Source organism: Shewanella sp. BJSY2023SW005 (assembly GCF_047314585.1).
Lineage (GTDB): Bacteria > Pseudomonadota > Gammaproteobacteria > Enterobacterales > Shewanellaceae > Shewanella > Shewanella algae.
This window is the reverse complement of sequence record NZ_JBKORJ010000036.1, coordinates 20,212-32,406: the sequence shown is the minus strand read 5'-3', so window position 1 is coordinate 32,406 and position 12,195 is coordinate 20,212. Positions and strand designations below refer to the sequence as shown.

Annotated in this window: 9 protein-coding genes; 7 read left to right on the top strand and 2 right to left on the bottom strand. The window is 52.2% G+C overall.

Features of this window, described 5'->3' with window-relative positions; genetic code table 11:
* Positions 1 to 423: 423 nt before the first annotated feature.
* On the bottom strand, positions 424 to 942 hold the full coding sequence (gene ubiT / locus ACMHXI_RS11195; protein WP_025011922.1) for a ubiquinone anaerobic biosynthesis accessory factor UbiT: 519 nt from the start codon (positions 940 to 942) through the stop codon (positions 424 to 426).
* 140 nt (positions 943 to 1,082) lie between these two features.
* Between ubiT and ubiU the strand changes: the two genes are divergently transcribed.
* Together ubiU and ACMHXI_RS11185 are read left to right on the top strand one after the other, a co-directional pair.
* Positions 1,083 to 2,084 (top strand): ubiquinone anaerobic biosynthesis protein UbiU, encoded by a 1,002-nt coding sequence (ubiU, locus tag ACMHXI_RS11190; protein ID WP_096140784.1) that lies wholly within the window; start codon positions 1,083 to 1,085, stop codon positions 2,082 to 2,084.
* A 10-nt stretch (positions 2,085 to 2,094) separates the two neighbouring features.
* Positions 2,095 to 2,958: a U32 family peptidase gene (locus tag ACMHXI_RS11185; protein WP_145839017.1), complete on the top strand. Its 864-nt coding sequence runs from the start codon at positions 2,095 to 2,097 to the stop codon at positions 2,956 to 2,958.
* Between the two features lie 75 nt (positions 2,959 to 3,033).
* Here the strand turns inward: ACMHXI_RS11185 and ACMHXI_RS11180 are convergent, their stop codons facing one another.
* Entirely contained in the window at positions 3,034 to 3,741 is a 708-nt protein-coding gene (locus ACMHXI_RS11180) for a DUF998 domain-containing protein (protein ID WP_145839018.1), read from the bottom strand.
* A 516-nt stretch (positions 3,742 to 4,257) separates the two neighbouring features.
* On the opposite strand from ACMHXI_RS11180, the gene ACMHXI_RS11175 reads away from it, so the two are divergent.
* From ACMHXI_RS11175 to ACMHXI_RS11155, 5 genes are all read left to right on the top strand, one after another.
* The gene (locus ACMHXI_RS11175; RefSeq protein ID WP_025887220.1) at positions 4,258 to 5,802 is read left to right on the top strand and encodes a methyl-accepting chemotaxis protein; all 1,545 of its coding nucleotides are present in this window, start codon (positions 4,258 to 4,260) and stop codon (positions 5,800 to 5,802) included.
* 373 nt (positions 5,803 to 6,175) lie between these two features.
* Positions 6,176 to 7,453 carry a YjiH family protein gene (locus ACMHXI_RS11170; protein ID WP_413734939.1) on the top strand — a complete coding sequence of 426 codons (1,278 nt, stop codon included), beginning with the start codon at positions 6,176 to 6,178 and terminating at the stop codon, positions 7,451 to 7,453.
* Positions 7,454 to 7,592: 139 nt separating this feature from the next.
* Entirely contained in the window at positions 7,593 to 10,106 is a 2,514-nt protein-coding gene (locus ACMHXI_RS11165; RefSeq protein ID WP_413734935.1) for a two-component regulator propeller domain-containing protein, read from the top strand.
* Positions 10,082 to 11,233: an ATP-binding protein gene (locus ACMHXI_RS11160; RefSeq protein ID WP_309543956.1), complete on the top strand. Its 1,152-nt coding sequence runs from the start codon at positions 10,082 to 10,084 to the stop codon at positions 11,231 to 11,233. The genes ACMHXI_RS11165 and ACMHXI_RS11160 overlap by 25 nt, the downstream gene beginning before the upstream one ends.
* 89 nt (positions 11,234 to 11,322) lie before the next feature.
* Complete coding sequence (locus ACMHXI_RS11155) at positions 11,323 to 12,189, top strand: UDP-2,3-diacylglucosamine diphosphatase (protein ID WP_025011918.1); 867 nt, start codon at positions 11,323 to 11,325, stop codon at positions 12,187 to 12,189.
* Positions 12,190 to 12,195: the final 6 nt, after the last annotated feature.

Sequence of the window (12,195 nt, the reverse complement as noted above, 5' to 3'; positions counted from 1 at the left end):
TAGCGCAGCGGGTTTTCATTCTTTGCACGACTTAGTTTTGTACGAATCAGTTTTGTACGACCTTGTATGGCAGCCCCTTGGGTTGCCATTTTTTTTATCCTACAGCTCGACTCATTCGGATAGATAAATAGTTAATGCCAATATTGCCATTCAAGAAAATGAAAAGACTGAGTCAAAATCACTGTAAGAGCATAATGTGACAGACTTTTTGGGGATCTACAGATAGGAGTGAAGCAAATAAAACTGAATTATTTTGCTTGGTGCGGGAACTCGCGGAAAAATCGGCAGTCAGAATTAGTGAACCGAGTGTTTCATCATTATCCTCCCTTCAAGATGGTTTCTAGCGCACCATCCAGAGTTTAGATTGAACTCTGACAGCGACCCAAATGGGTCGCTTTTTTTATGCCAGGATTTTACTGTTTGTCAGGCCCATTGAGGTGCGGTTTGTGAACTTTGCAGGAGCGTGGTCAGCATATTGGCCAGCTTATCCAACATCAGCTTCAACCCCTTTGGCATACTTTGAACATCTATGCCGAGCAGCAAGTTTTTAACCTCGAGGCCCAATTCGGTATCGCCTTCAATACTGAGTCGGCGCTGGAAAAACAGGGTGTCAGGATCCTCTTTGGCGGCGGCGACCAGCAAGAGTTCAGCGCTATTGGCACTGAAGGTGACTTCCGGGGCCGTAAAAGGCCGCACCTTGAAACCTTGTTCGAAACTGACTTCAAATGCCAACTCCATATCCTCAACCCGAACGCCAACCCATTGCCCTTCAAGAAAGTCCAATTCACCATCCTTAACCTGTTCGCTGAGCAATACCGCCAATAGCTGCTGCAGTACGTTCGCCTTGATGGCGAAGGGAACCAAGGTCAGCGGTTTTCCAACCAACTTGGGAGCCAGAGTGAGAATATCGCGCGCCGCCTTGGCGGCTAAAGCCGTGCGCATCTTGAGTTACTCCTGATTAAAATGCCAAAACTCCGGCAGTCTAACCAAGTTTTATGATCATAAACCTGTTTTATATCAATTCTGTGAGATCCAAAGGTCGATAAACTGCGGCTTTGTTTGTAATTAGGGAGAAAGTTAACATGGAACTCCTGTGTCCGGCCGGGAACTTGGCATCACTCAAGGCTGCTCTCAACGCCGGCGCCGATGCCCTCTATCTGGGGCTGAAAGACGACACCAATGCCCGCTCATTTGCCGGACTGAACTTCACACCGACCAAACTGCAACAGGCAGCCAAAGAGGTAAAGTCTCAAGGGCGCAAGCTGTATCTGACTATTAATACCTTTCCGCAACCGGGTGAAGAGAAACGTTGGTACCAGGCCGTCGATCTGGCCGCCAACACGGATATAGATGGGCTGATCATGGCCGATCTGTCGCTACTGGATTACGCCCATGGCCACTACCCTCACCTGCCGCTGCATCTTTCGGTACAGGCCAGCGCCACCAATCTCGGTGCCCTGGCACTCTATAAGCGTGAATTCAACATTGAGCGCGCCGTACTCCCCAGAGTGCTATCCATCAAGCAGGTCAAAGATCTTGCCAAGGCCAGTCCGGTTGATCTGGAAGTGTTTGCCTTCGGCAGTCTATGTATCATGGCCGAAGGGCGCTGTCAGTTGTCTTCCTATGTGACTGGGGAATCGCCCAATTCAGGTGGCTCCTGCTCACCGGCAAAACATGTGCGCTGGCAGGAAAATCAGGGCTGTCGCCAGACCCGCCTCAACGAAGTCTTGATTGACAGCTCGGGGTTGAACGAGCAGATGGGCTACCCGGTTGTGTGCAAGGGACGTTATCTGACCGAAGAAGACAGCCAGCCGGGCTTTTTGCTGGAGTCCCCCACCAGCCTCAATACCCTGGACTTGCTGCCGGAACTGGCCCAGGCCGGCATAGTGTCACTTAAAATTGAAGGTCGCCAACGCAGCCCCGCCTATGTGGAACAGGTTACCCGGGTTTGGCGTCAGGCGCTGGACACCTATCAGAATGCGCCGGAGCGGTTCCAATCCAAACCCGAATGGCATGCCGCGCTGGCCAAAGTATCCGAGGGACAAACCACCACGCTGGGTGCCTACGAGCGCAGCTGGCAATAGGAAGTTTTCTATGAATATTTCTCTTGGCCCGCTGCTCTATTGCTGGCCCAAAGCACAAGTGCAGGCCTTCTACCGTGAAGTTGCAGACAGCACTATTCCACTGGTTTATCTGGGTGAAGCCGTTTGCAGCCGCCGCAGGCAGATGAAGTTTGCCGATTATCTGGCCCTGGCCCTTGAGCTCAAAGCCGCCGGCAAACAGGTTGTATTGTCGACTCTGGCCTTGATAGAGGCACAATCCGAGCTTAAAGAGCTTAAAAAGCAACTCGATAATGGCGAGTTCATAGTTGAGGCCAATGATATGGCCGCCGTTGGTATGGCGCGGGAGCAGGGACTGCCTTTTGTCTGTGGTGCCAGTATCAATAACTACAACAGAGCCAGCCTGGAAAAGCTGCATCAATGGGGCATGCAGCGCTTTGTGATGCCCATTGAGCTGTCAAAAATGTGGCTGCAAAAAGTCACCGCCCCGACGCCAAACTTTGAAATTGAAGTACTGGGTCATGGTTATTTGCCATTGGCGCACTCGGCCCGTTGCTTCACCGCCCGTCATCAAGGGTTGGCAAAGGATGACTGTCAGACGGTATGCATCAAGCATCCAAAAGGCCTGGTCGCCCAGACCCAGGAGCAACAACCACTATTGCGACTCAACGGCATACAGACTCAGTCGGCAGCCCGCTGCGATCTCAGACGGGAAATACCAGAAATGAAACGTTTGAGTGTTGACTGGTTCAGGGTTTCACCGGATGGCCATGACTCCATCGCTCTGGCGGAGTCTTTACTGCAAAATGCAGGGAGTGAAGTCGATGCTGAAACAGGCAAAGAAGCCTGTAATGGATATTGGCACGGCGCGCCTGGCATGGTCTATCAAAGACTTTGATAGACCCCGGGACTAACGCCTCCCCCTAAAGCAAGCCTCTAAGCAAGAAGCCATAGCGTCTCTGCCGGGCGGCCCTCAATAAGGACTTTCAACAGGCTCCTGTTCATCGGGGGCCTTTTTTGTGCACAGCAACAAACACAAGACCCAGAGCATAAAGCTGCCGAGCCCCAGCCATTCGAGGACTGCCGGCCACCAAAAGTCAGGCCGAGGTAATTGCAGCACCAACTCATGGTAAAAGGGGTTATCCCCCTCGGTAATACCAAGTTCAAGATGCGGTAGAAACAGAAAAGCGCCCAGACTGACGCCGCTGATAAGCGCCGGGATCAGAGTCCACAGAGTGGCGGCACCAAAGGGGCGCTGCAGCAGATAAGCCAGGTAGCAGCCGACGCTGATACAGCCAAAGATAAAGAACCACTTCAGCATCAGGATATGAAGGTGATAGACATTGACGGGAAACAGGCCAACACCGGCCAGGGCCATACAAGTCAGGGTCAGGCTGAGATACAGGAGATGGCCGCTCAATAAGCGAGACAACTGCAGGGTGAATAACCAACAGAGCACCAGGCTCAAACTGCCGAAGAACAAACCACCATTGAGCAGTACCGCCAACTTAGAATGGCCATAACTGCCCAGCTCACTCAGGCTGTGATTGAGCAGGCTGAACTCCCGCCCATCGCCGCTCTGATAGCCCCAGATAACCAACCCCAGGCCAAGCAGCAGTCCAAAGAGTCCCAGCAAACCAAAGCTCAACGCCATTCTTGCCAGTCTCTGTCTTCTTAACATGCCAGTGTATGCCCCGGATTTATTCTCTGCTGTCTAACTTACATGCTCCAGTTTTTTTTTAAAGCCCGGGCAAGGTCTTTTTGCGTTACCGATCGCTTATTTACCCGAGTTTAAACAACAAAATTCGCTTCCGGTCGAATTATTGCACTTTGGTGCCTCGGCCATCCTTTGCTGTTTTGGCATATCCTCCCGCAGGAGATGACAATAGCCTTGATTACCAAGATCATGCCGGGTCTGGAAACTACAGTTCCGCCCAGGAGAAAAAATACAGCGCTAGCAGATTTCACTGTGTCCAGCCGTTGGATAGCTTGTTTACAGAGTTTTATCCCGACCAAAACACTGACCATCGAAGTTTTCAATTAGTATACATATCAATAACCTGCAAACGCTTTACCTCTAAAAAATTTGCAAAAAGCGCTCACTCAAATAACCACAAAAATGTTATGCTTATCACACTTAAAATGATAATAAGGCCTGAATCAATATCGGGCCACTAACTCTGAGCCGGAATTAAAGATGTCCAGAAGGAATTCCACCACCACAGACAGGGAAGTCTGTCTGCAATCCACCGACGAACTCATTTCCACCACAGATCTTCGCGGCGTTATCACTTACGTCAACCCGGCCTTTGCTGAGATATCGGGTTTTTCTGAAGCCGAGCTGTTAGGCCACAGCCACAACATGGTTCGCCATCCCGACATGCCCAAGGCGGCCTTTGCCGAAATGTGGCAATGCCTCAAGGCCGGCAGTTCCTGGCGGGGATTGGTCAAAAACCGTTGTAAGGACGGTGGTTTTTACTGGGTCGATGCTTTCGTGTCCCCCATCTTTGAGCAGGGAAAAATCATTGGTTATCAATCTGTCAGGGTTAAACCCAGTCAAGGCACCATCAAACGGGCCATCAAGGTATACAGTCGCCTGAATCAGGGCAAAAGGGTCAAAGATCCGCTGACGCTGACGCAAAAACGCTTGCTTTCGGCACTGATGGCCGGCTCTGGCTTACTGCTTAGCGGCTATATCTGGGGCTGGGGCGTGGTGTTGGCCGGAGCCATGTTGATGGCGCTCAATCTGGCTATCTTCTATGACGAAGCCTTTCGTATTCCGGCACGATTGATGGCACTCAAGCAAGAGTACGACTCTGTCAGTCGCTTCATCTATGCCGGGCACGATACGTCATCCGTGCTCGAATTTCAGTTGCAGCGTAAGGCCGCCATGCTTCAGGGCGTTTTGGGCCGGACTCAGGATCAAGCGCTTAAAACCAATGATATTGCCGCTCAGTTGGTGGTGGCCACAGAGCAGGCCAGAGTCGGCATGGATCTGGAACAACAACAGATGCAGCAGATAGCCAGTGCCATCGAAGAACTGCATGCCACTATCAGTGAGGTGGCCGACAACACCCAGGCAACCTCAGGCCGTATAGATGAGGCTTATGGCCTCTGTCGTCAAAGCCGGGATGTGATGCATCAGAACAGTGAACATATTCTCCACCTGGCCGATGATGTTGCCAGGGCGGCTTCCAATGCCAAACGCCTGAACGATGAAGCACAGCAAGTTGCCAACGCCATGTCGGAAATCGACGCCATTGCCGACCAAACCAACCTGCTGGCTCTCAATGCAGCCATAGAAGCAGCCAGAGCCGGCGAACAGGGACGCGGCTTTGCGGTGGTCGCCGATGAGGTCAGAGCCTTATCCGGCCGCACCCAGCAGTCCACCAAGAGTATATCTGCCAGCATAGAGGCCATGTTCAGCATGCTGACCCAGTGGGCCAATGAGATGGAAGCCAGTAGACAACAGGCACAGGAGTGCGCCACTGAAGCATTGTCGGCTGTGGAGTCCATCAACACAGTTAATCAGGGGATGGCTGAAATACACGATCTCGCCAGACAAAACGCCGTGGCGGCAACCCAGCAAGGGCAAGTAGTGCAAGAGATAGCAGGCGGCATACAGACGATTCACGGCGCCACCAATGACAATGTCAGCGCCCTGTGTCAGGTTGAGCAAGCCGTATTGCAGTTAAAGGCCAGTGCCGACAGGTCGCTGAACCTGAGACAGACTTTCGGCTGATACCAAAGCCCAGGTTCAGCCTGAGTAACAAATATCTAACCATTTCTTTTTGAAGGATTTTTCATAAGGAATTGCTCAAATAATAATTAAGCAAGGACAGGAAATAACTATGCTGTTGTGATCAAAGAGACAGAACTGACAGCGAATGAATTTACATAGCCGCGCTAAGGGGGTAATCTTGCCCCCTTAAATTCGGGGGCCGGTTGAATGAAAATGCATTCAGAGCCAATATTGCCCCTGGCGAGTAGCTTTGTTACTCATCCAATTAGTGTAGATTCAGGGTGTAATAACCGTGGCAGACGAAAAACAACCCCGCAACATAACAACCATACTCACCTTCCTGGTGCCATCTCTGCTCGGCGTCTTACTCTTTATGACGCCTATCAGCTATAACAACGAACTGACCATTCCTGTGGCGGTGTTGGCCGGTGAACTCAAGAATTTGCTCAATGATTATTTGACCAGCATAATTTGCGCCATAGTGGTATTTACCGCCACGGCCAGTGTATTGGTGAAACTCCTGCGCCCCGCTTTTATCCGCCGCAGCAAGTTTCTCAATTCCCTGTTGAATATCAGCCCTGCCTGGCTCTTGGTCAGGGTTTTGGGCGCCATATTTATCTGTCTGACCTTCTTCCAGGTTGGCCCTGAGATGCTCATAGCCGATTCCACCGGCGCCTTGGTGATGAATGGCCTGTTGCCACTGCTGTTCTGTGTATTCTTTTTTGCCGGTATGTTCCTGCCTTTGTTGCTCAACTTTGGCCTGCTGGAACTCTTCGGAACCTTACTGACCAAGTTGATGCGGCCGGTGTTCAACCTGCCGGGACGCAGCGCCATCGACTGTATGGCCTCCTGGCTCGGGGATGGTAGCGTTGGTATTTTGCTGACCAGTAAACAGTATGAGAACCGCTTCTATACCCAGCGTGAAGCGGCGGTTATCGGCACCACCTTCTCGGCAGTCTCTATCACTTTTACCCTTGTGGTACTCACCCAAGTGAAACTGCAGGCGATGTTTGTACCCTTCTACCTGACAGTCTGTCTGGCCGGTATTGTTGCCGCCATAATAGTGCCCAAGTTGCCGCCGCTGTCGCGCAAGAAGGATATTTATATTGATGGCAGCCCCAGACAAAAAGATGATGAGTCGCTGCCAGCAGGTCATAACTCTCTGTCCTGGGGACTGGATCTGGCGCTCACCAAGGCGTCCCACACAGGTGGCGTATTCAAGGTGCTCTCCGAAGGGGTGAAAAATGTCATCGATATGATCTTCGGTGTGCTCCCCGTCGTAATGGCATTAGGTACCATAGCTCTGGTCATCGCCGAATACACCCCGGTATTTAACTATCTTGGTAAGCCTTTTATTCCATTGTTGGAACTGATGCAGATCCCCGAAGCTACCCAAGCCTCCAAGACTATAGTCGTCGGGTTTGCCGATATGTTTATCCCCTCGATTCTGGCCACCAGCATAGAATCCGACATGACACGCTTTGTGATTGCGGCGCTGTCTGTCACCCAATTGATCTACATGAGTGAAGTAGGTGCCTTGCTTATCGGCAGCAAGATACCGGTGAAAATTTGGGAGTTGTTTGCCATCTTCCTGCTGCGAACCCTGGTTACTCTGCCTGTGATTGCCGGGATGGCACATCTACTGTTCTAAGGGCAATTTAGCCGGACTTCCCCACAACGGCCGCTACATGCGGCCTTTTTTTATTTCTAAGCACTAGAATGTGCTCACAAAATTCGCATTTCGGCCACCAGCATCTACACTGAAAAAAGTCCGTTTTTGAGGCTTTTCGGTGAAAATCTTTGCGTTTCTGCTCCTTTTTACGGCACTTTGGTGCCTCGATAGCCTGACACCGTCATTGGGCTATCGCCCCGTCCTTGAGCAATTTCAGGCCGAAGACGGCTTGTCGATGAACACTGTCAATGACCTCGCCACAGACGATCGTGGTCACCTGTGGATAGCCACTCAAGCCGGACTCAACCGCTTCGATGGCGAACATTTCAGAATCTACAGTAAGCAGGACGCTCCCTACGGCCCTAGTGGCAATCACATTGAAAGACTGTTGTTTTCAAGCCAGAAGGAGTTGTGGCTGCTGACCTTGAGCGATGGCCTGAATCTTTATCATCCGGACAGTGGCCGCTTTGAAATATTGGGTGCCGAAGCCGATCTGCCGCTGACCGGGATCCGCGAGCTGGCAGAAGACAAACAAGGCATGCTCTGGCTGCTGATGGATGATGCCAAGGTTTGGCGCTACGACCCCAAACGCCGCCAACGCCTGGATAGCCAGCAGCTTCAGACAAATACCGTTTCACAACTGAGGTTTTATGCAACACCTTCCGGCGACTTGTATCTTGCAGGAGACTCGCTCTGGCAGCTGGATGACAGCAAGTCCTGGCAACAGATGGCAATATTGCCGCAGTCTGCTCCGGTAGAGTCTCTGATACAGGCCAAAGACGGCAGTTTATGGCTCGCAAGCAAAGGAACGCTCTGGCACTGGTCTTTGGGAACCGAGGCCGTGCCTTACTCCATCAACCAACTTGGCGATGCCGGCATTCGGCATATGGTTTTGGATCCACAGCAACGGCTCTGGTTGGCGGTGGATAAACTCGGTCTGCTGCGATTTACACCTCAAACCCGGGAGCTTCTTTGGCAACAAAACAGCGATGGCAAGACCATCCAGACGCTGCATCTGGATGACAGCAACCAACTTTGGATAGCGACCAAGGGAGCCGGTCTCGGTAAGCTGGATCTCAATCAGGAAGCCATGGGAAAACTGCTCCCCAACAGTTTCGAGAACCACAACCTGGGTAATGGCGATGTCAGAGCGATTTTTCGCGATCATCTGGGGCAACTCTGGGTCGGCACCGCCAGCGGCCTTTATCAGGCACTGGAGTCTGACTCGGGCAAAATTCAAGGCTTCAAACCCTCGCCGCTGGCAAGCCAACTGCTGGATAAGGCCTTTATCGGTTTTATCAAAGAAGACAGTCAGGGCCGGCTGTGGATTGGCACCCGGGGCGAAGGCTTACTGATCTTCAATGCCGAGCGCGACAGCTATCTGCACTATCGCCATCAGGCCAATGAACCGGGCTCACTGCCGGCCAACACCCTCTACAGTTTAACCTTTGATCAAAGTGGCATTGCCTGGATAGCAACCAAAGAAGCCGGAGTCAGCCGTTATCTTGGTATCGAAAAAGGCTTTGCCGCGCCGGACGCCACGCCGCTGCCCAAAACAGAAACCACTTCGATACTGGAGGATAACGGCGGCAATATCTGGATCACCAGTTACGGTGAAGGCCTATTCAGGCTCAAGCCGGATGGCAGTGTATCTCATTGGTCCACGGATACTGAAGTCCCTCTACCCAGCAAGCATCTGTTTTCCATCTACCAACATCCGGATGGACAGTTATGGGTAGCATCCAGCGACGGCGTATTCTCATTCACCCCGGATCGCGGGCAGTATCAAATGTTTGATCGCCAACACGGCCTGATAGGCGATGTCGCCTACCTGATGCAACATGATGCCGACAACAAACTCTGGATTGGCAGCGCCAGCGGCCTGTCATGGCTGGATCCCGCAACAGGCACAAGCCGGAATTTTGCTTATGAAGATGGCTTGCAAGCCAACGAGTTCAACTTTGGCGCCGGGTTTCTCGATCGGGACGGTAGCTTGTTTCTCGGCGGTGTAAAAGGTCTCAACCATATCCAGCCCCCCGCTTTACCCGCGAGGAAACCTCCGGCGCAGCCGATCATAGATGAACTGCAGGCCCTGGGGCAAACACAAGAGCACGCACCAAAACCCTGGAGCCGACAGAAACTGGTTCTGGGGGTTGATGCCTTGCCGTTGAGTCTCAAATTCCACAGCCCGAACCTGCATCACGCCAGGCATCTTGAGTATCAATACAAACTCGAAGGCATGCAGCAGGAGTGGCTCAATACCCGGGGGGCCAGAACCGCCTTCTTTCCGGCGCTCAAACCCGGTGACTATCGCTTTATGGTCAGAGCCGTGGATATTGACGGCAATACCAGCCCGGCGCAGAGCCTGCAGCTGAGCATAACCCCCAGGCCCTGGCAAAGCCCCTGGGCTTATACTATTTACAGCTTATTGTTGCTGAGCTTGATATTTGGCTTTGCCTATAACAGGTGGCAGAAGTTTATTGAGCAACGAAAACTGCTGCAAAAGGTGGCGAGCAGCGAGCAAAAGCTGCAACTGGCACTTATTGGCAGTGGTGATGAGTTTTGGGATTGGGATTTGCAGGCTCAGGAGGCCAATCGCAATAACGCATTTCTCTGCCCGAAACCCACCTGAAAGATACGCTGGAGCGCTGTGTCCATCCCGAAGACTTGCCGCTCATCTGGCCCGAGATTGATGCCTGCCTCCATAAAGGCCGGCAAGAATTTGAACTCAGCTATCGCGGCAAGACCCAGGACGACAGCTGGCTTTGGGTACTCAACCGTGGCCGGGTCATGGCCAGGGATCAAGAGGGGCGCCCTTTAAGGATTACAGGAACCATCAAGGATATTCAGAAACTGAAAGAAACCGAATCGGCACTGCGTCGTTTCAATCAGGAGTTGGAGCAGAGGGTTAAACAGCGCACTGAAGCGCTGCAACAGAGCAATGATGAACTGAACCACACCCTGGAAGAGTTACGACTGGCGCAGTCTGAGCTGCTGGATAAGGAGAAAATGGCCACACTTGGTGGTCTGGTTGCCAGCATCACCCATGAAGTCAACACTCCCATAGGTATCTGTGTCACCGCGGCTTCGCATCTGGCGGAGAATGTTAAAGCCTTCAACAAGCGCTTTTACGCCGAGGATGTCGATCAGCAGGATTTCGAACAGTACCAGAGTGAAGTGGCCGACTGCAGCCGACTGATGCTGACCAACCTGGAACGCGCCGCCAAGCTGATCCGCAGCTTCAAACAGCTCTCCGTCGATCAGTCCCATGAAGAACTGCGGGAATTTAACCTGGGGCACTATCTGGATGAGATTTTCCTGTCGCTCAACCCCATGCTACACCGCTCGCCTCACAAGTACAGCTATCAATGCCCGGCCGACATCACCCTCAACTCCACTCCGGGCGTCTTTTACCAAATTATCAGTAACCTATTTACCAATTCGCTGGTACACGCCTTTCCAGAAGGAAGCGAGGGACGGATGTCGCTCAATGTCAGCCGCACAGATAACGGCATAGAGCTTGTCTACCGTGATGATGGTTGCGGCATGAATACCGAAGTACAACAAAATATTTTTGTTCCCTTTTTTACTACCAAACGCGGTAAAGGCGGCAGTGGCCTGGGGATGAACATAGTCTATAACCTGGTGACTCAAGTACTTGGCGGCGAGATCCGCCTGATCAGCGCACCGGGTCATGGCAGCGAGTTCCGCATCATACTGCCAAATGATATCGAGGTAAGTTCAGGGGCGTCACAATAAGGTCATCAAGACGTCACTTCAAGGTCAAATAACTGACTTAGAGTCTTTCACAGTCAAACCCGTTTCACTGGTTTTATCCAGGAGCCGCGATGAAAGACAGCAAGTCATTGGTCAACAAACCATCGACATTTCACCCATCCTCCCGCCGCGCAGCCGAGTCTGTCATCAAGCTCAACGCCCTCTGGCTCTCGGATATTCACCTGGGCAGCATTGACTGCAAGGCCGAATATCTGCTGCATTTCCTAAACAGCGTTCAGCCCAAAGTGCTGTATCTGGTGGGGGACATAGTCGATATCTGGGCCCTCAAACGCCGGGTATTCTGGCCCGAGAGTCACAACCAACTGCTGCAAAAACTGCTGCAAATGGCACAGAGCGGCATCAAGCTGGTGTATCTGCCCGGCAACCATGACGAGCTGTTTAAGGACTACCACCAGCTGCAACTCGCCGATGTCATTATCAGCAAAGAGTACAGACATCAAACCCTGAGTGGCAAGACCCTGCTGATGCTGCATGGCGATCAGTTTGACTCCGAAGTCTGTATCGGCCGCATCACCGCCCGCCTCGGCGATCACCTCTACGATGTCTTGATGTTTCTCAACCGCCAGTTGCACAAGGTTCGCCGCCGTCTCGGTTATCCCTATTGGTCTTTGGCCGGCTTTATCAAGCAAAGAGTCGGCAAGGCTCAACAAGCTATCAACAGTTTTCGCGAAGCCGTGGTGCGTTATGGCCGCAAGCAGAAGGTGGACGGCATCATCTGTGGCCATATTCACCAGCCGGAGCTCACGGAAATGAGCGGTTTTATCTATGCCAATGATGGTGACTGGGTAGAGAACTGCACCCTATTGACTGAAACCCTCGAGGGCGAGCTGCAACTCGAGCGCTGGAATGAACAACTGGGCCGGACCGAAGTACTGAAACGCTTCGCCTGGCAGGGACAAGAACAACAAGCTGCTTAAATCAGG

What these genes read in the sequence shown, in the direction of transcription:
- ACMHXI_RS11185 (WP_145839017.1), top strand. Translation starts at nt 2,095, where the DNA reads ATGAATATTTCTCTTGGCCCGCTGCTCTATTGCTGGCCCAAAGCACAA.
- ACMHXI_RS11175 (WP_025887220.1), top strand. Translation starts at nt 4,258, where the DNA reads ATGTCCAGAAGGAATTCCACCACCACAGACAGGGAAGTCTGTCTGCAA.
- ubiU (WP_096140784.1), top strand. Translation starts at nt 1,083, where the DNA reads ATGGAACTCCTGTGTCCGGCCGGGAACTTGGCATCACTCAAGGCTGCT.
- ACMHXI_RS11170 (WP_413734939.1), top strand. Translation starts at nt 6,176, where the DNA reads ATGACGCCTATCAGCTATAACAACGAACTGACCATTCCTGTGGCGGTG.
- ACMHXI_RS11155 (WP_025011918.1), top strand. Translation starts at nt 11,323, where the DNA reads ATGAAAGACAGCAAGTCATTGGTCAACAAACCATCGACATTTCACCCA.
- ubiT (WP_025011922.1), bottom strand. Translation starts at nt 942, where the DNA reads ATGCGCACGGCTTTAGCCGCCAAGGCGGCGCGCGATATTCTCACTCTG.
- ACMHXI_RS11180 (WP_145839018.1), bottom strand. Translation starts at nt 3,741, where the DNA reads ATGTTAAGAAGACAGAGACTGGCAAGAATGGCGTTGAGCTTTGGTTTG.